Annotated in this window: 19 protein-coding genes; 8 read left to right on the forward strand and 11 right to left on the reverse strand. The window is 58.1% G+C overall.

All coding sequences use genetic code 11. The features are described from left to right. The first annotated feature begins 46 nt into the window (after positions 1–46). Positions 47–454, forward strand: a complete 408-nt coding sequence (locus tag H351_RS32985; RefSeq protein WP_158510658.1) for a LysE family translocator — start codon at positions 47–49, stop codon at positions 452–454. Positions 455–697: 243 nt separating this feature from the next. Here H351_RS32985 and H351_RS29465 read toward each other — a convergent pair whose 3' ends face one another. The 3 genes from H351_RS29465 to H351_RS29470 all read right to left on the reverse strand — a co-directional run bounded on the left by H351_RS29465 (position 698) and on the right by H351_RS29470 (position 2,956). Continuing rightward, positions 698–1,912, reverse strand: coding sequence for a MalY/PatB family protein (locus H351_RS29465; protein ID WP_029256962.1), 1,215 nt, complete (start codon positions 1,910–1,912; stop codon positions 698–700). A gap of 28 nt (positions 1,913–1,940) precedes the next feature. Continuing rightward, the gene (locus H351_RS31660; protein ID WP_081051222.1) at positions 1,941–2,348 is read right to left on the reverse strand and encodes a substrate-binding domain-containing protein; all 408 of its coding nucleotides are present in this window, start codon (positions 2,346–2,348) and stop codon (positions 1,941–1,943) included. 119 nt (positions 2,349–2,467) lie between these two features. Continuing rightward, on the reverse strand, positions 2,468–2,956 hold the full coding sequence (locus H351_RS29470; RefSeq protein ID WP_029256974.1) for a MarR family winged helix-turn-helix transcriptional regulator: 489 nt from the start codon (positions 2,954–2,956) through the stop codon (positions 2,468–2,470). 127 nt (positions 2,957–3,083) lie between these two features. On the opposite strand from H351_RS29470, the gene H351_RS29475 reads away from it, so the two are divergent. From H351_RS29475 to H351_RS29485, 3 genes are all read left to right on the forward strand, one after another. Further along, the gene (locus H351_RS29475; protein WP_029256973.1) at positions 3,084–3,656 is read left to right on the forward strand and encodes an NADPH-dependent F420 reductase; all 573 of its coding nucleotides are present in this window, start codon (positions 3,084–3,086) and stop codon (positions 3,654–3,656) included. Between the two features lie 50 nt (positions 3,657–3,706). Beyond that, positions 3,707–4,072, forward strand: coding sequence for a DoxX family protein (locus H351_RS29480; RefSeq protein ID WP_029256972.1), 366 nt, complete (start codon positions 3,707–3,709; stop codon positions 4,070–4,072). A gap of 193 nt (positions 4,073–4,265) precedes the next feature. Continuing rightward, positions 4,266–4,493: a hypothetical protein gene (locus H351_RS29485; protein WP_144440152.1), complete on the forward strand. Its 228-nt coding sequence runs from the start codon at positions 4,266–4,268 to the stop codon at positions 4,491–4,493. Positions 4,494–4,825: 332 nt separating this feature from the next. Here the strand turns inward: H351_RS29485 and H351_RS31985 are convergent, their stop codons facing one another. The 6 genes from H351_RS31985 to H351_RS29510 form a co-directional block, all read right to left on the reverse strand. Continuing rightward, positions 4,826–5,119, reverse strand: a complete 294-nt coding sequence (locus H351_RS31985) for a response regulator transcription factor (RefSeq protein WP_420876508.1) — start codon at positions 5,117–5,119, stop codon at positions 4,826–4,828. After that, positions 5,038–5,607: an aminotransferase class I/II-fold pyridoxal phosphate-dependent enzyme gene (locus H351_RS32990; RefSeq protein ID WP_051636551.1), complete on the reverse strand. Its 570-nt coding sequence runs from the start codon at positions 5,605–5,607 to the stop codon at positions 5,038–5,040. The genes H351_RS31985 and H351_RS32990 overlap by 82 nt, the downstream gene beginning before the upstream one ends. Before the next feature lie 530 nt (positions 5,608–6,137). Further along, complete coding sequence (locus H351_RS29495; protein WP_051636550.1) at positions 6,138–6,626, reverse strand: RidA family protein; 489 nt, start codon at positions 6,624–6,626, stop codon at positions 6,138–6,140. A 192-nt stretch (positions 6,627–6,818) separates the two neighbouring features. Further along, positions 6,819–7,961, reverse strand: coding sequence for an aminotransferase class V-fold PLP-dependent enzyme (locus tag H351_RS29500; RefSeq protein ID WP_051636549.1), 1,143 nt, complete (start codon positions 7,959–7,961; stop codon positions 6,819–6,821). Continuing rightward, a complete protein-coding gene (locus H351_RS29505) occupies positions 7,958–9,157 on the reverse strand; it encodes a M20 metallopeptidase family protein (protein ID WP_029256967.1) in 1,200 nt (399 codons plus the stop codon). Before H351_RS29505 ends, H351_RS29500 begins: the two co-directional genes overlap by 4 nt. Before the next feature lie 64 nt (positions 9,158–9,221). Beyond that, positions 9,222–9,920 (reverse strand): helix-turn-helix transcriptional regulator, encoded by a 699-nt coding sequence (locus H351_RS29510; protein WP_051636548.1) that lies wholly within the window; start codon positions 9,918–9,920, stop codon positions 9,222–9,224. A gap of 232 nt (positions 9,921–10,152) precedes the next feature. Between H351_RS29510 and H351_RS29515 the strand changes: the two genes are divergently transcribed. The 4 genes from H351_RS29515 (at position 10,153) to H351_RS29535 (ending at position 15,254) form a co-directional block, all read left to right on the forward strand. After that, the gene (locus tag H351_RS29515) at positions 10,153–11,451 is read left to right on the forward strand and encodes an MFS transporter (RefSeq protein ID WP_029256965.1); all 1,299 of its coding nucleotides are present in this window, start codon (positions 10,153–10,155) and stop codon (positions 11,449–11,451) included. A gap of 199 nt (positions 11,452–11,650) precedes the next feature. Then, positions 11,651–13,060, forward strand: a complete 1,410-nt coding sequence (locus H351_RS29520) for an amino acid permease (protein WP_029256964.1) — start codon at positions 11,651–11,653, stop codon at positions 13,058–13,060. 998 nt (positions 13,061–14,058) lie between these two features. Next, the gene (locus H351_RS29530) at positions 14,059–14,364 is read left to right on the forward strand and encodes a transposase (RefSeq protein ID WP_029256938.1); all 306 of its coding nucleotides are present in this window, start codon (positions 14,059–14,061) and stop codon (positions 14,362–14,364) included. Continuing rightward, the gene (locus H351_RS29535) at positions 14,316–15,254 is read left to right on the forward strand and encodes an IS3 family transposase (RefSeq protein ID WP_230793658.1); all 939 of its coding nucleotides are present in this window, start codon (positions 14,316–14,318) and stop codon (positions 15,252–15,254) included. The genes H351_RS29530 and H351_RS29535 overlap by 49 nt, the downstream gene beginning before the upstream one ends. A 126-nt stretch (positions 15,255–15,380) precedes the next feature. Here H351_RS29535 and H351_RS29540 read toward each other — a convergent pair whose 3' ends face one another. Then, the gene (locus H351_RS29540; RefSeq protein WP_029256962.1) at positions 15,381–16,595 is read right to left on the reverse strand and encodes a MalY/PatB family protein; all 1,215 of its coding nucleotides are present in this window, start codon (positions 16,593–16,595) and stop codon (positions 15,381–15,383) included. A 227-nt stretch (positions 16,596–16,822) separates the two neighbouring features. Beyond that, positions 16,823–17,842 (reverse strand): LacI family DNA-binding transcriptional regulator, encoded by a 1,020-nt coding sequence (locus H351_RS29545; RefSeq protein WP_029256961.1) that lies wholly within the window; start codon positions 17,840–17,842, stop codon positions 16,823–16,825. Between the last annotated feature and the right edge of the window lie 214 nt (positions 17,843–18,056).

Below are 18,056 nucleotides of genomic sequence, written 5' to 3' on the forward strand. Positions count from 1 at the left end.
CCCAGCGGAACCCTCGGTCCCGCTATCTCGGTGTCCACCATCCGGGGTGAACCTCATAGCATATTTGTTCTGGCTAGGGATTCGCACATTTTGTCATGCGCCACTTCAGGCCGAAAATCCTCCGGCACGGACTTGTGCGGAGTCTGTTGGGAAAGCGACCCGCACAGGAATAATTGTGGGATTGACGAATCCGAAAAGTTTCGTGCTATTTACGGCAATCGTGCCGCAGTTCATCAATCAGGCCGCAGGAAACGTGCCCCTACAGTTTCTTCTTCTAGGCATCGTGCCGCTGGTCATCGGATTGGCAACCGACACATCCTGGGCCCTACTCGCTGGCCGTGCCCGTACCTGGATAACGAAATCACCCAAAGCGATGCTAGCCTTCGGACGCATAGGAGGTCTCTCGATCATTGGAGTCGGCGTCTCGGTCGCAGTATCGGACAACCGCCCCTAATCCTTCTCGTTCAGACCCGACCGGCCAGCGAATGGAACACCGCAGCATGGCATCTCCAATCGCACAGGCAATACCCCCTCCCCTATCAGCCGACCACGACCTAACCGCCGGTCCGCGATCCAGTCCCCATACCGATGCGGTTCCGCATGCGCCTGATACTCACGTCTGGGACTTCCACACACCTGAAGACGCCAGGGTCCGCATGTTCTGCGGTTACCGAGGTGATCCAAATCGGGGTTTGATTCAGTACGCCAGGGTGGCGGCCGCTGCCCCCATACGAGTCAACGCTGTCGTCAACACCGTTCGCGATGTCGCGAAATTGAGACGGACGAACCCCTCTCCCCCTAAGCCGAAGATATGACCGGAATTGAGAGCGACCCGCGCCCGGTCATGGAAAAGCTTTGCGGGACCATCGATGTCAGTGGCCACCGCAAACGTCCCGTTGTCTGTGGCACGTTCCACACCCATTCGTCTGCAATCCAGCCAAGCGAGGTAAGTCCCTTCCGGCGGAATCCAGGAAACGTGTGGAAGATGGTCCCGAATCAGATCACCGAGCAGCGTGCGGTTGGCGTCGAGACCCGCGAGGAGGTCGTCGAGCCATGCGGTCCCCTGCTCGAATGCGACGGAGTGAGACATCACTCCGAGATGGCTTGGTGCGTAGTCGATTTCTGCAGGAACGCTACGCAGATCCTCTGTTGCATCAGACCCGGCAATGGCGATCGCAGCTTTGAGCCCCGCGAGGTTCCACCCTTTGGAAGCAGAGGTGAACGCGATCGCGTTCTCCGAATTGTCGACCGTGAGATATGGAATGAACGTCGCCCCCGGCAGAACCAGCGGTCCGTGGATCTCGTCGGAAAGCACACGAACGCCAGCGTCCCGAGCCACTCGCGCAAGCGATTCCAATTCCGACCGGGTATGCACAGTGCCCGTCGGGTTGTGCGGGTTGCACAACAGGACGACGCACCGCCGACCCGATGACTGCACTCGCGCGATCGCCTCGCCGATGGAGTCGATGTCCAGACGGCCAGCCGAAGTGAGCGGCGCCTCGACGATGATGCGATCGGCATGCGAAACGTACGAGAAGAACGGTGCATAAACCGGAGTGGTGACAATGACCGCATCACCGGGTTCGGTACTGACGCGAAGCACCTCGACAATCCCGGTCATCACATCCGGCAGGACCCGGGTATCCGCGACCGGCAGATCTGACCAATTCCATCGCGTTGAAGCGAAACACGCAACAGCCTCGGCATACCCCCGCCTCGCTGCATACCCGGTATCGCCGATGTCGATGGCATTGCGTAAGGCGTCCGCTACCGGGGGCGCCAACGGTACGTCCATCTCCGCAACCCACAGCGGAAGAAGGTCGGAACTGTGAGCACTCCACTTCTGACTCGTGCGACGACGCAGCTGTTCCAAAGACAACTGCTCCAAGGGATTCCGGCGCGCCTTCGACATTCAGGATCCTCCAACTAACAGTGCATGGTCAGCAATCGACTATTTGTTGACTACCTGAGTGCCCGCCGAGCACTATACAAGTCATTAGATGCCCGGCTCTCGAATGGGACGAAACGATACGAGCGGGAACAGAGTTGGCGACGAATAGTGGTGGGTCGATCATCGCCCACCTCTTGTCGAAGCCGACCACCGATAGGTCGTCAGGTACGGACAGTCCCGGACGCGCGACAGCATCCAATACTGCGAACGCCAATTCGTCTGTAACGCAATAGATAGCCTGGTGGGGTGAAGTAACCGGACCGAACTGCACCCCGCGGCCTGAACGCTCTGTGTGATGTCCTGCTGCACCCGAAAGCTGCTGCACTCGAAACTTGACCACCGAAACAATTGCGTAGGCCCTTAATTTGTTCAAGAATGCACATCTGGCCGCCACCACTCAAGTCGGGAATCGCGGTCGATCAAATCAAGATTCCCACCGCTGCACCCGGGATTGTTCATCGGGCACATGCTGGAAGGCCACCTTGGTTCGGTTTCAGCGCGTGAGCAAGACGTTTGTCATATCAGTTTTTCGGAGGATGCGCCGTCGGGTCCCACTGCGGCGGAGATCTTCACCGCGATTGCGCCGAGCTGTTTTATCTCTGCGCGTGTGAGCCTGTCGAAGATCAGTTCTCTAACCCTGTTGACATGACCGGGCGCGGTAGCGACTACTTTGTCCCATCCGGCTTCGGTCAAGACTGCCTGTGTGCTCCGGCCATCTTGTGGATCGGGCCGACGCTCTACCCAGCCTTGGTCCGAGAGCCGGTCGATAACCTTCGACAAACGCGAGAATGTGCTGTTGGCGGACTTAGCCAGATCGCGGAGTCGCAACGATCGATCCGCCTGCATCGACAGCCCCGACAGCACTCCGTACTCGAAGTGGCTGAGTCCGGCATCGCGCACCAACTGAATGTCGAGCGCGGTCGGTAGCCACATCGCAGCTGACACAAGTGGCACCCACGCCGCAGCTTCACTCTCGTCCAACCATCGCACCTCGTCCCGTTTCATAACTGGATTTTAGCCCACTGTCACTTGACAGGGAAAATTTTAAGGCCCAAGATTCGCTTGCCTCGGAAAGTGAAACTTGAACCGGGGATCAGCACGCGAACGACCTTGTTGACCCGAAGGAGACATCTTGAGCAGTGCAACAATTTTCGGTAAAGGCGCCATGGGCTCGGCCATCGAGACCATTCTGACCGCAGGTGGGACCGAAGTCGAACGCGTCGATACCTCCACCACGAACGTGATCGTCAACGGCGACATCGTAATCCTCGCCGTTCCCTATGCCGCCCACGATCAGATCGTGGCCGACTACAGCGCCCAGTTCGTCGGCAAGATCGTCGTCGACATCAGCAATCCAATGAACTTCGAGACCTTCCAACTGGCCGTGCCCGCGGACAGCTCCGCCGCAGCGGAACTGGCCTCGAAACTTCCCGGCGCTACTGTGCTCAAAGCGTTCAACACCAATTTCGCTGCTTCACTCGTTGCCAGGACCGTCGGGGCCAACCATGTAGCTGTGCTCGTCGCCGGCGACGATGGCGACGCCAAAGCAGCCCTCACCTCCGCGATCACTGCAGGTGGTATCGATGTCATCGACGCCGGTGCTCTGACAGCAGCACGTGAACTCGAAGCGGTTGGTTTCCTTCAGCTTCAGCTCGCGATCGGTCAGCAAATCGGCTTCACCGGCGGATTCTCTCTCACCAAGTAACCCGGCTCTTCAACACTTTCTTCGCTGATCAACACCCCAGAGGAGCTTCAATGACCATCGCCTTCTACATCGTCGCCGGCCTCGCCGCACTTGTCTTTCTCGCTGCGGGTCTGATGAAACTCACCCAACCCAAGCCTGCTCTGGTGGAGAAAGGCTTGACGTGGGTCGAAGATTTTCCCTCCTCCACGGTCAAACTCATCGGAGCGGCCGAAGTCCTCGGCGCCATCGGACTGATCGTGCCCGCTGCAACGAACGTCGCCCCCGCCCTCTCCCCCATCGCAGCAACCGCGCTGACCATCGTCATGCTCGGCGCGGCCGTAGTACATCTACGCCGCAAAGAGGCACCCGGATTGCAGATCGGACTCGCCGTTCTCGCCGCAGTCGCAGCTGTTCTCGGCTTCCTCACCGTCATCTGACAGCCCGGATTGCAGATCGGACTCGCCTACGTGAAGCTCAGATATCTCAACCCTGTTGGGCGCGTACAGGATCACGCCGCGCTGGAGACGATTCATACTCTTTGATCCGGGGGCCACACAGGCCTCTCCGGGGGCTCGGAGGCAGGTGAGCCGTCGAGGCATTCCCAAAGCGAAGCATCTCTCGACTGGTGCCGTGGACTACGAATCTACTTTTGCGCTCATTGATCTCACGTCTCAAATGAAGGATGCCATGACAGATAGTGGCTGGCGACGCTCCAACACATCAGTCATCGCCATTGCTACGGTCACCGCCGGCGGCATGGTCGCTGTCACGGGACACGGATTGATCGCGACAGCAGTTACAACCGCGCTGTGTGCCGGCGGTTTAGCCTTGGCACAGTTCTGGATTCGAGGAGATTGAAACACGTTTTCATCCGACCCTTTCGGCAGACAAAAATCATCAACTCCACGAATTTTCCTGACGCCGCAGAATGCCTCGCATAATCCCAGGGAGGTAAGGCGTCCGACTACGAGCCGGATCTGACAATCACAGTATCCGACGTACAGACTTGCCCTGACCGCTCGGGACCTAACACCCGGCGATGCACAAACACTGCCGACCGACGCAGCAGCTGACGGATCCACAAGTGGTGCCGACCACGACAACTGCCTCGGCGCCGACGGCTTCATCATGTCTGCATCTACTTGCCCGTAACTGCGGCCGCCTGGCCAATCCTTCGTTGAGCTGACCAATCAGTCCATCTCTGAGAAACTTTCGTCAGGACTTGTCGTTTGTCTGCTCGATGACCCAGTCCGCGGCCGGTGTTCGGGAGGAAATCCCAGTTTGGCCAGGATGTGCTCGACATGGCCTTGCGCGGCGCGGGGTGAGATCACTAGGTGGGATGCGGTGGCCTGGTTGGTCAGCCATTCGGAGACAAGGCCGGCGACTTGCCGTTCCCGTTTGGTCAGTCGCGTCGATGTGCCTGGTCGGATCGGGAGGCGTCGGCAAGCTGTTCGTGGAGAGCGTAGGAAATCCCCACATCGAATCCAAAACCTTGACCCTTCCGGTAGGTCGCTGCGAACGCTCGGTCTCCGAGCTTCTGACGCGCATCCTGATCGCATTCCTGTGGATAGACAAGTAAATTGGAATGGACACTCACGGTGCTGCCCGTCGAGTGCGCCGCCCTTTCTGCGATTGCGTTCTCTGAATTCGTGACCGTGAGATAGGGGATGAACGTCGCCCCCGGCAGCACCAGCGGTCCGTGGATCTCGTCAGAGATCACACGAATGCTAGCGACCCTCGCTACCCGCGCAAGCGATTCCAGTTCGGATCGGGTATGCACGGTGCCGGTGAGGTTGTGCGGATTGCACAGTAGGACGACGCACCGACGGCCCGATGCTTGCACTCGCGTGATCGCCTCGCCGATGGAGTCGATGTCCAGCCGGCCAGTCGGGGTGAGCGGTGCCTCGACGATTGTGCGATCGGCATGCGAGACGTACGAGAAGAACGGAGGTCGGGACTGTGAGCACTCCACTTCTGACTCGTGCGACGACGCAGCTGTTTTAAAGACAACTGCTCCAAGGGATTCCGGCGCGCCTTCGACATTCAGGATCCTCCAGCCACTAGTTCACGGTAGGCAATCGACTATTTGTCGACTACCTGAGTGCCCGCCGAGCACCATACGAGTTACTAGATGCCCGGCTCTCGGATGGGACGAAACGATGAGTGCGCGGGAACAGAGTTGGGCGACGAATAGTGGTGGGGCCGATCATCGCCCATCGCGCGGCTTTACGAAGCGCTCGCGAATTGATCTACCGGACCCTTTGCATGGACCTCCCCAGTCGAGCCCGAAACTGGTATGAGGGGGTTTTAAGTTAGCGGTCACGACTCATTGTATTCTGAGAAGTGCCTCGGCCGGCCGAAGGAGCAGAATTCGTACCATTAACGGTCCCTGGTTCGACGCCGACTGCCGGTGGTCTCGCCCCCCCGTACGGTCCTAAGCGCGCCGAGGCAGTGCATTCGATGATTGACCCAATCTGTGTGGGCCACATAGCACGCGTATAGCTACGCTACTTCGACAATCAACTCGACCTCGACCGGCGAATCGAGTGGCAATTCCGCCACCCCTACTGCGCTTCGTGCATGAACACCGAACTCATCAAAGACCTCTTTGAGAAACATGCTGGCGCCGTTTGCGACCAATGCCTGATCATTGAAACCAGTTGCTGAGGAAACGAAGACAGTCAATTTGACGATGCGCGTCACATTGTCGAGTTTCGCTACGGTTTCAATTGCAGCCAAGGCGTTCAGCGCGCAGACTCGCGTTAGTGCGGCGGCCTCGTCGGCCGTGACTTCAGCACCGACCTGTCCTGTCGCCAGAAGCTGTTTGTCGGCAAGAGGGAGCTGGCCTGATGTGTACACGATAGATCCGGTTCGAACTGCAGGGGTGTAGATTCCCGCGGCCGCCGAAACCTGCGGCAGACTGTGGCCGAGTTCGGCCAGGCGGGCTTTAATACGTCCGGCCGAACGCAGATTGTAGGTTGTGAAAGTCATCAGAGTTCCTTCATGGATGTTCGCTGGATTTCTACAGAAAATCGTCAGTAAGTCAATTTTTATGATTACGTTCAGTTTGATATATGTTTATAACGTGCACCTAGCTGCCAGTCCCCGTCGTCGGTGCGGGCGCTCCCCGCTGCGGTCGCATCGTCGTCTGGGGGGATCGTCACGTCGGTTGTCTTTCGCTCGTCAGTGTTGTTGCGATGCCGCGCGATTGATGAGGGAAGCGGTGTGCGTGAAGTCGTCTGTGGTGTTGTAGTAATGCGGTGAAAACCGTATGCCTCCGCCCCGGAGGGAACACTGCACGCCGGCGTCAGACAGTCGTTCGTGAAGCGCCTCGTTGCTTTGGCCGGCATCGGCGATCAGGATTCCTGACCAGTGTCGCTGGTCAGGACCGCGCGTCAGACGAAGGCCAGCTTCCTGAAGGAGGTCGCCTAGCTCGCACGTCATGTCGAGAACCGTTTGTTGGACCTGTGATCGACCAAGTTCGAGCACGAACTCCGCAGCCGCCGTCAGACCAGCAATTCCTGTTGCGTTCTCCGTTCCTGACTCGAAACGACGAGCATCACGCGCGAGCTGCGGCTCGTGCGTAAATGCGAAGGGATCCTGGACGCTCAGCCAACCGACGGTAGAAGGTGTCAGCATGTTCATCGACCGATCGGACAGGTGAACGAAGGCGGCGCCAAAAGGGCCGAGCATCCATTTATGGGCGCTGACTGAGAGGACATCTATCAAGGTTGTGTCGACATCGACTACCATGGCGCCAACAGCCTGCGTCCCGTCGACCACAAAAAGGGTGTCTCGTTGACGGCAGAATTCCCCTATTCGGGCTAAATTGTAGCGGTAGCCGGACGAGTACTGGACTGCACTGATTGCGACGACGCGGGTCCGTGAGTCGCATAGATTATCAAGTTGGGACAGATCGGCAGCCCCATTGGTCATCGGGATCTCGCGGATCTGCACTCCCTTACCGCGTAGTGTCGTCCAAGGATAGAAGTTCGAAGGAAACTCAGCGGCTGGAACCACTACATTGTCGCCTGGCATCCAATCAAGTCCGTTTACCACGAGCGAGAGTCCGGTGCTTGTGTTCTGAGTGAAGGCAACATTGTCGCATTTGCCGTTTATCAGTCTGGCAATGACCTCTCGACTTCGCGACAGAGCCTCGCGCCAGTTCACCCCCGCCGTTGCTCCTAGTTGAGCATGCTCGTCGGCGACACGGTTGATTTCCGAACATACGCGCAGCGAAATAAGGCCCACAGCCGCAGCATCCAGGTAGACGCGATTCTGAGCTCCCGGGTATTGATTCCTTACCCACGACGAGTTGGTGCTCATGCCCTGCTCTCCGCTAATCGATCCATCGCCAGGGATGCAAGTAGCGCTGCACCGCGAGGCAAAATCTTTTCGTTAAAGACCGCTTCGGCCGAGTGGTTGAATGGGGCGTCCTCAGCAGATTTCCCGTCGGGGGTCGCGCCGAGGATAACGAAAGCCCCGGGGACACGGCTCAAGATATGCGCGAAATCCTCGGATGCAGCCATCGGAGCTGCAAGTTCGCGAACTCCGTTGTCGCCATACAGCGCTCGGCCAAGTCGAAGCACCCTGGAGGCCTCGACAGGGTCGTTGACCGTGACGGGATACAACTGTTGATAGTCGATCTGAACCTGCACGCCATGAGCTGCCGCGATGCCTGCGAGAACCTGCTCAGATTCTGATTGCAGACGTTCTTGACTGGCGGTGCTGAACGAGCGGACTGTTGCGGTGAATTCCACGTTGTCGGGGATTATGCTGCCGGGCTGTCCCCCTGCGATCGATGTGCAGGTGAGTACGACCGGATCGAAGATGTCAAATCTGCGCGTCACCATTGTCTGTAGACCTGAAATCATCGCCGCTGCAGCGGCGATCGGATCTGCGGCTTGATGCGGCGCAGATCCGTGCCCGCCTTGACCGATGACGGTCACACTCAAGCTGTCGGAGGCAGACATCACTGGGCCGGGACGCACTCCAATGAAATCGGATTCGAATTTGGACGAGAAGACGTGGAGTGCGTACGCCGCAGCCAACTTAGTACCTGCGGCGTCGAGTATGCCTTCCTCGATCATCCGCAACGCACCATCGTGGCCTTCTTCGCCGGGCTGAAACATCAGCACGACAGTCCCGGCAAGTTCGTGCTCGACGTCCTTCAGTAATCTTGCAGCGCCCAGCAGCATGGCCATGTGCAGGTCATGTCCGCAGCCGTGCATGGCTCCATTGTCTGCGGCGAAGTCGACATCGGCGTGTTCGCGGATTGGTAGAGCGTCCATGTCAGCGCGGAGCAGAACGGCGTGTCCGGAGGGATTCTTTCCACGAATCAACCCTGTAACCGAGTCGCAATTTGTGCCTACGGTGTACTCGATTCCCAAATCATCGAGAGCAGATTTTACGAATTCTTGCGTCTTGGGCAGCCGCAGGCCGACCTCGGGCGTCCGGTGCAAGAGTCGTCGTGTCTGCACAATTTCTTCTGAAATGGATTCGGCTTCGATGGCGAAGTTCATTTTAGTCCTCGTTGAAGAGTTATCTAGGTACAGCTCGACGCCGTTGTGAATGTCGAAGAGCTGGCTAGTTGATCTCGTTGAGATAGTTGTAGATCGTGAAGCGGGATACATTTAGGCGGTCGGCAACTAACTCCACCGCTTCTTTGATGTTGAAAAAACCGCGGGTCTTCAATATTTGCACGACCGCAATTCGGTGCGTCTTTTTCATCTTAGTTTCCGGAGGGAGAACATCCTCGATGGCGCGATCCATCAAGTGGTCCGCGAGTTCGACGACCGTGCGCGGAAAGTCCTCAGTCGGAAGTCGAGAGACGGGGCGCGGCATGGAATCGTCGTTACCGAGCATTGCTGTTGCGATTGCGCGCACGCGAGCCCAAGAGGATACCTCGACGTTTATGCAGAGTGCTGCAACCGGTGTTCCCGAGGCACCTCGCACGATCATCGTAGAAGAACGGAGAGCCCGGCCATCGGGAAGAAATGTAGCGTAACCGATTTCGTTCTCAAGGGCGCCCGATGCGACTTTCTGCAACAGGTAGTTGGTTGCAGGCCCGCCGACCGAGCGTTGGGTCAAGTCTCCGCTGATCGCGATGATGGAATTGGGTAGCCGGCCCAGGTCGTGGAGGATGACCTCCCCCATAGGCACCGTGGCTCCAAGGACCCCCACCAGCTCACGCAAAACATCAACCACGTGGGCAGCATCATTGGTCATTGCGGCCGCTGACGCGTCCGCCTGCGCTTCGATCGAAGCTATCGCCGGATCCAGCATCCAACCTCCTGTTGTTCAAGAAAAATCTACGGAAGATTGCCGCGATATGCAACTCCGTGTTGAATCTCCACTCCAGTCTGGATGCAATCTACTGCTACGTCGGCCAATTTCAAACAATCTGTGTAGTTTTTTTCCGAAACTCAACCAACTGTTGACGTCGCTGCCCTGGCGGCGTTAGTCTCCGTCGGCACGCTTTTTGTGAGGCAACTCACCCCCCTATGATTGAGGATCAATGTCTGACTCCCCAACTGCGACGTACTCACAGCCGACGCGGCAGCGTCTGACTCGGAAACAGAAGCACTCTCTGGTCGCGATCGGCCTGGGTAATCTCATCGAATGGTTCGACTGGACGATCTACGCGACATTCGCGGTCTACATAGCAGCGTCCTACTTCAACTCCGACAATCCCGCTTCTGCTCTACTCGCGACGCTTCTCGTATTTGCTGTCGGCTTCATCGCTCGGCCGCTGGGCGGGATCGTGTTCGGATGGATCGCTGACACACGAGGTAGGCGCTTCGCACTCACTCTGGCCGTTGGCATGGTTTCCGCCGGCAGTCTGGCGATCGCCGTTACGCCGTCCCATGAATCTATCGGTGTGATGGCATCAATTATCCTAGTGGCAGCAAGGTTGGTGCAGGGTCTGTCGCAGGGCGGCGAAACCCCGTCGTCGCAGACGTTCTTGTCGGAGATTGCACCCCCCGAACGCCGTGGAACATGGGCAACGCTCATCTATGTCTCGGGCACTCTTGGAATCCTGTTGACTGTGCTGGCGGGTGTCGTATTGAACGCCGTTCTTACTGAGCAGCAAATGAACTCATTCGGGTGGCGCATCCCGTTCTTGGTTGGTGCCGTGCTCGGCTTGTTCACCTTGTGGATGAGACGAAACATGGACGAATCCGAAGTCTTCGAAGCCAATAAATCGGCGGGACGGGTGCCAATCTTCGCCAACATTGTGAAGTATCGTAAAGAAGTTTTCACCGTCATCGGTTTGACCGTGGGATTTACGACTGCGTACTACGCCTGGCTTGTGAATATGCCGACATATGCCAGCACCACCCTCGGATTCACACGCTCTTCCACGTTGGCCGCTAGCGCGGTGGGAAGCGCCGTTTTGATTATTGCGCTGCCTGTGTGGGGGCGAATCTCTGACAGGGTCGGGCGCAAACCTGTGCTGCTCGTTTCATTCGGGGCAACTTTGGTCCTGTACTTGCCGGCACTCGCTTTGATGAAACAGTCGCCGGTGCACCTTGCGCTCGCTGTGGCGATCATGTCGCTGGCGATCGGCGGTGTACCCGCTATTTTTCCGGCTGTTCTCGCTGAACTTTTCCCCACTGAGGTCCGCGCCACTGGCATCGGACTCCCATATGCATTAGCGGTTGCTTTGTTCGGCGGAACTGCGCCGTACGTTCAGCAATATATCGCTGGCCTTGGAGGCGTAGATTGGTTCGCCTTTTACGTGATGACCCTCATTGTGATTTCCATCGTTGCCACGCTCACGATTCCAGAAACCAGAGGAAAAGTGTTCGAATAGAATGCAAGTGAGTCGTAGGTGTGGGTGGTGATCTCGACGAACCACGCTGATCTTCGCTGCACCAACGTGCGCATATTTCGATTCTGCCCCCTATTTGTCATCTGAGCCCTCTTGCAAAGTGGCTATGGCTGACAGTGGTGTCGTTTTCATCCCCCTAACTCAGAAGGTTCCCATGAGCACCAACCCAATAGAGACCGGAATGGCCACGTCCGATGCCGGAAAGCATCCTGCCGCGGAAGGTAGTAGCCTTGCTCGCCACATGAAACCACGTCAGCTCATAATGATGAGTCTGGGGTGCGCCATAGGTACTGGTTTATTTGTCGGTTCAGGCAAGGGGATCACGGCGGCCGGTCCGGCGATTCTTGTGGCGTTCCTGATTGCCAGCTTCCTCGTAGTTCTGATCATGCGCATGCTAGGAGAAATGGCGGCTGTGGATCCGAGTAGTGGCTCGATCTCCGTTTTCGCACAGAAAGCTCTGGGGCGAACGGCAGGTGCCACAGTTGGCTGGCTATGGTGGGCTCAGCTATTTATCGTCATTGCCGCTGAGGCAACGGCAGCTGCATCGATACTACATTCGCTGTGGCCGGTTGCAAGTCAGTGGGCTTCCGCTCTTGTGTTCATGGTGGCGCTGACTGCAATCAATCTCCTCGGAGTCAAGAACTTCGGTGAAATGGAATTTTGGTTCGCCGTCTTGAAGATCGGTGCGATTATCGTCTTCCTGGTCATCGGAGTCGCGCTACTTCTTAACTTTATTCCCGGGGTTCCGTCGCCAGGATTTTCGAATTTGCACTCGCACGGCGGCTTCATGCCGAACGGTATCGCAGGTGTTGCTTCTGGCCTCCTTTTGGTGGTCTTTTCGTTCGGCGGCATGGAAATCGTGACGATTGCCGCCGCAGAGACGCCGGATCCGGAACGAAACGTCGGTCGCGCAATTCGTACGGTCTTGTGGCGCATTATCTTGTTCTACGTGGGCTCGGTCCTCATCATGGTGACCGTCCTGCCATGGGACTCTGAGTTGTTGGCGAACAGTCCGTTCGTAGCGGTCCTTACCTTCGCCGGACTTCCCGGCGCCGATATCGCTATGAGTATCGTCATTGTGACTGCTTTGTTGTCCTCCCTGAACGCTAATCTGTACGGGGCATCGAGGCTGCTGTTTTCGATGGCGGAACGCGGAAGCGCACCTCGCATGTTCGCTAGACTCACAGCCCGAAGCGTCCCGCAATTGGCGGTGCTCGGTTCCGTATCCTTTGGATTCGTAGCTGTCGTCTTGAACTACATCTGGCCCACCACGGTATTGCGGTTCCTGCTGAACGCAGTTGGCTCTACCACTATTGTCTTGTGGTCTGCCATCATCATTTGCCAGCTGATTTTGAGGTACAGAGCCGATCGAACCGGCCAGCGGTTACCACTCCGTATGTGGGGTTTTCCCTACTTGTCGTATACGGCCCTGGCAATCCTTGGGGGTGTGGTCGTTCTATCGTTCACCGACGCGGCTGCGCGAAACCAGATAATTGCGACATTCCTCGTAACCGCAGGGATAGCGGTGGCATGCCGCGTGGCCGGCTCGCGATCTTCACGTGGTGAATCGCAAACCTCCGTTAGTCCGTAGGTACGCCTCGTCGAGGTACTGCCAGCCAGTGTGGATACTCGGTGCTGCCGACTGCCCACGCTGCATTATCGGGGATGGAGTGAACGAATGTGGCTTTTCTTCTGCATGCGCCACTCCTTGTCGTGCACTAGTGCCCACTCAAGGTCCCGAAGGCGGACCGTATCACCTCGTCGACGTCAGGCGTGGAACGAGCAGGAGTGGTTCCTCGTCACCATCAAGCGAACTGACACTATGCTTCACGACACATACCACCGAGAAAAAGCGCTGATTTGTTATGACTATCCATAAGCATGGAACGGTCCGCTCATGCGGGTTCCGGCCGGGTAGGCACCACCCCTCTTTCCGCTCCAGCGCGAATTGTGCCTAAAGCTCGATGCCGAGGCTCGCGCAAATGTGAGCACCGTGGAAACTCCACCAAGAGCAGAACGATGGTGTAGATCCCCAAGTAGCTGTGGCCCAACTCCACGAACCACGTTGCGAACCCTGCCTGCAGGTAGGCCGCCGCCGAAGTCTGCGACACAGATGGCGTACGGACGGCGACGCCGATGGTCCGCACCGAGGCCGGGAACAGCTCCGGAACATGGCCGGTATTCACCAGGAGCATTAGGTCAATGTGAGGGCTGCGACGTTCGACGCGAAGATGGATCGCAGCCACAGGTCCTCTACGCGCGGAGGCCTGCCTTGTCCTCAGTGCTAATTAGGACTTGTTCGTCTAGGTGAGAATTTCAAACCTAATTCGGTCCCAGAACTACAACCATCCAAACCTGTCATGACCAAGTATCGGGCAACCGTCCATATCCTTCTCATTCCACCCCGCGAATTGAGCAGCGTAGCATTGCATCTCTAGCCACAGAGGCAAGTCCCGCCCCTATCTGCCGACCGCGACGAAACCGCTGTCCGCGAACCATTCCTATAACGATGCGGCACTATCTGAGGTTCACCCCGGATGGTGGACACCGAGATAGCGGGACCGAGGGTTCCGCTGGGAGGATGTCCTCATGTCCCGCACTCGCAGGTCTTTTACGACCGAGTACAAAGTCGAGGCCGCCCACCGGGTGATCGATTCCGGCCGCACGATCGCCGAGGTCTCCCGTGAACTGGGCATCAACGAAGCCCTGCTCGGACGCTGGGTCGCCGACGAACGACGACGCGTCGATGCTGCCGCAGAGTCTGGCGATCAACCGTTGACTGCCGCCGAACGCACCGAGCTTGCTCGGCTGCGCAAGCAGGTCTCCGAACAGGAGAAAGACATCGCATTCCTGAAAAAAGCGTCCGCGTACTTTGCGGCGAATCAACAAAAGTAGAGCGCTACTCGTTGATCGCTGCGGAGTGCGCGAACTTCGCGGTCCACCGGATGACGCGGCTCCTCGATGTCTCGACCTCCGGCTTCTACAAAAACCAAGGACTCAGTGTTCGAACAGGATTGGGCGAACGGAAACAGCGCCGCGCGGACTTGGAAGTGAAGATCCTCGACATCCACAGAGAATCGAAAGGTGTGTACGGGTCCCCTCGGATCACCGCCGAACTGCACGACGGCGGAGAGATCATCACCGAGAAGACTGTCGCCAAACTCATGCGATCACTCGGCATCGTCGGGATCAGCCCGCGGACATTCAAGATTCGCACCACTGTCGTCGATCCGCTCGCCTCGTTTCCGGACGACTTGGTGCAACGGCAGTTCGATCAAGGCCGGCTCGATGCCGTCTGGACATCCGATATCACGTACCTGACCTGCGGTGAAGGTGACATGTATTTGTGTGCGATCAAGGACGAGCACTCGAAGAAGGTTCTGGGATGGTCGGTGGCGGATCATATGCGGACCGACCTTGTCATCGCAGCCTTGGACATGGCCGTCGAAGCGCGCGGCGGCGGTGTAGCCGGCACAATCATGCACTCGGACAGAGGAAGTCAGTACACTGCAGAGATCATGAAGCAGGCGTGCGAGCGATACGGGCTACGCCGTTCGATGGGAGATACCGGAATATGCTGGGATAACGCCGGTGCCGAAAGTCTGTGGTCGACGTTCAAGCACGAATACTACTATCGTCACATCTTCGTCCATGCCGCCGAATTGGTTGCTGCGGTTGACTACTGGATGAACTTCTACAACACTCGACGTCGGCACTCCACGATCGGGATGCTCAGCCCCACGGACTACGAACAGTCACTGACCGCGACCTCGATGGCCGCGTGACCACTGTCCACTTTTCGGGGTGAACCTCAATCGCACCCGATGCTCGTGTCGCGAGTGCTAGGGCAAGAAGACGTTAGGGGCTCACATGTCCGCCGCAGTGGAGCCGCAGCCCAATCGGCGCCTGATTCAGTACGCCAGGGTGGCGGCCGCTGCCCCCATACGAGTCAACGCTGTCGTCAACACCGTTCGCGATGTCGCGAAATTGAGACGGACGAACCCCTCTCCCCCTAAGCCGAAGATATGACCGGAATTGAGAGCGACCCGCGCCCGGTCATGGAAAAGCTTTGCGGGACCATCGATGTCAGTGGCCACCGCAAACGTCCCGTTGTCTGTGGCACGTTCCACACCCATTCGTCTGCAATCCAGCCAAGCGAGGTAAGTCCCTTCCGGCGGAATCCAGGAAACGTGTGGAAGATGGTCCCGAATCAGATCACCGAGCAGCGTGCGGTTGGCGTCGAGACCCGCGAGGAGGTCGTCGAGCCATGCGGTCCCCTGCTCGAATGCGACGGAGTGAGACATCACTCCGAGATGGCTTGGTGCGTAGTCGATTTCTGCAGGAACGCTACGCAGATCCTCTGTTGCATCAGACCCGGCAATGGCGATCGCAGCTTTGAGCCCCGCGAGGTTCCACCCTTTGGAAGCAGAGGTGAACGCGATCGCGTTCTCCGAATTGTCGACCGTGAGATATGGAATGAACGTCGCCCCCGGCAGAACCAGCGGTCCGTGGATCTCGTCGGAAAGCACACGAACGCCAGCGTCCCGAGCCACTCGCGCAAGCGATTCCAATTCCGACCGGGTATGCACAGTGCCCGTCGGGTTGTGCGGGTTGCACAACAGGACGACGCACCGCCGACCCGATGACTGCACTCGCGCGATCGCCTCGCCGATGGAGTCGATGTCCAGACGGCCAGCCGAAGTGAGCGGCGCCTCGACGATGATGCGATCGGCATGCGAAACGTACGAGAAGAACGGTGCATAAACCGGAGTGGTGACAATGACCGCATCACCGGGTTCGGTACTGACGCGAAGCACCTCGACAATCCCGGTCATCACATCCGGCAGGACCCGGGTATCCGCGACCGGCAGATCTGACCAATTCCATCGCGTTGAAGCGAAACACGCAACAGCCTCGGCATACCCCCGCCTCGCTGCATACCCGGTATCGCCGATGTCGATGGCATTGCGTAAGGCGTCCGCTACCGGGGGCGCCAACGGTACGTCCATCTCCGCAACCCACAGCGGAAGAAGGTCGGAACTGTGAGCACTCCACTTCTGACTCGTGCGACGACGCAGCTGTTCCAAAGACAACTGCTCCAAGGGATTCCGGCGCGCCTTCGACATTCAGGATCCTCCAACTAGCCATCTAGCGGTCGGTAATCGACGACGCGACAATCACCTGAGTTCCCGCCGAGCAGACTATACAAGTCACCTGTACAAGTCACCAGGTGCCATGCTCTCGAATGGGACGACGATGAGTGCTGGAAGGGAGTGGGTGACGATCTTGTTTGTGTATTGCTGATGCTTTCACGAAGGAGTACGCGTGTCATCAGAGACCTACTGCTGGCAGGTCAGGGCCGTAATTTGTACCTCGGCGCTGGACCCGTGGTACCTCGAACCTGGAGACTGACCGGAAAGACCCGTTTTCCGGGCTGCTCCATTGCATTGTCGTCCAACCTCGCAAGTAGAAGTTGGACCGCCTCGGTGGCCATGTCTTCGATTGGCTGACGAATAGTGGTGAGGTCGATCATTGCCCACCGTGCTTGCGGGGAATCGTCGAAGCCGACCACCGATAGCTCGTCAGGTACGGGCACTCCGAGACGCGCGGCTGCATCCAATACTGCGAACGCCAATTCGTCTGTGACGCAGTAGATAGCTGTCGGCGGGTGCGCCATGGACAACAAGGATGTTGCGGTTTCCACACCGTGCTCGTGAGTCGTTGTTGTTCGCCGAAGGTATTCGCTGCGCAGGGCGATCCCGCGGCGTTCGAGCGCTCTCCTGGCGCCGTCTTCGCGGGCTGCACCATTGGTGCGGTCGCGGGGCACCGACAATATCGCGATGTCGCGATGGCCCAGTGCGGTCAAATGGTCGATCACCAACTCGCCGGCATCTTCGTCGTCGGAGAGGACCACTTCGAGAGAAAGAGTGGGATCATCACGGCTCAGAAGCACTACCGGGGTGTTCCGTTCGAGCACTCTGCGCACTGTGCGAGACTCTCGGCGGGCGGAGACGAAGACCATGCCATCTACGGTTGCCGGGTCAAGCACGTCTACGCTGTCGATCCCTTCGGGGACGTCGGGGTCGCGAATAAGAGCTAGGCGATACCCTTTTTCGCTGAGCCTGTGCTGGATAGCGTCGACCACCGTCGGATAGAACGGCGATGTCAGATCTGCAACCACAACCCCGATGGCTCGCGCTCGCCTGGTGACCAGACTGCGGGCTGCCGAGTTCGGTACGTAGCCCAGTTCCCGAGCCGCGGCGAGAACTCGCTTACTGGTTCTCTCGGCAACGGCCGGATCTCCGCGCATGACGCGTGAGACCGTCGACTGGCTCAGGCCCAAGCGGGCGGCGATATCGACACTGGTGACCACGTGAGGATCATACCTGCGGCGATGTCAGGTTCTGAGGAGATACCGATTACGGCCGATGAGAACCGGCATAAGACGTTGGGATCAGCCAGGACTCAGACGATTCTTTGCTGTCGACGTAGTTGTCGCCGCCTGAGTTCTGCGGGCCGGCGCGGTGATAAACGTCTGACCCCGCAGCGCGCTTGTACTGTTGGCCGACCGGAATTTCACCGGTCGA

Source organism: Rhodococcus erythropolis R138 (genome assembly GCF_000696675.2).
Lineage (GTDB): Bacteria > Actinomycetota > Actinomycetes > Mycobacteriales > Mycobacteriaceae > Rhodococcus_F > Rhodococcus_F erythropolis.

Coding starts and splice junctions, on each gene's coding strand:
- H351_RS29465 (WP_029256962.1), bottom strand. CDS start 1,912: ATGTCGAAGGCGCGCCGGAATCCCTTGGAGCAGTTGTCTTTGGAACAG.
- H351_RS29470 (WP_029256974.1), bottom strand. CDS start 2,956: ATGAAACGGGACGAGGTGCGATGGTTGGACGAGAGTGAAGCTGCGGCG.
- H351_RS29480 (WP_029256972.1), top strand. CDS start 3,707: ATGACCATCGCCTTCTACATCGTCGCCGGCCTCGCCGCACTTGTCTTT.
- H351_RS29495 (WP_051636550.1), bottom strand. CDS start 6,626: ATGACTTTCACAACCTACAATCTGCGTTCGGCCGGACGTATTAAAGCC.
- H351_RS29500 (WP_051636549.1), bottom strand. CDS start 7,961: ATGAGCACCAACTCGTCGTGGGTAAGGAATCAATACCCGGGAGCTCAG.
- H351_RS29505 (WP_029256967.1), bottom strand. CDS start 9,157: ATGAACTTCGCCATCGAAGCCGAATCCATTTCAGAAGAAATTGTGCAG.
- H351_RS29510 (WP_051636548.1), bottom strand. CDS start 9,920: ATGCTGGATCCGGCGATAGCTTCGATCGAAGCGCAGGCGGACGCGTCA.
- H351_RS29515 (WP_029256965.1), top strand. CDS start 10,153: ATGTCTGACTCCCCAACTGCGACGTACTCACAGCCGACGCGGCAGCGT.
- H351_RS29520 (WP_029256964.1), top strand. CDS start 11,651: ATGGCCACGTCCGATGCCGGAAAGCATCCTGCCGCGGAAGGTAGTAGC.
- H351_RS29530 (WP_029256938.1), top strand. CDS start 14,059: ATGTCCCGCACTCGCAGGTCTTTTACGACCGAGTACAAAGTCGAGGCC.
- H351_RS29540 (WP_029256962.1), bottom strand. CDS start 16,595: ATGTCGAAGGCGCGCCGGAATCCCTTGGAGCAGTTGTCTTTGGAACAG.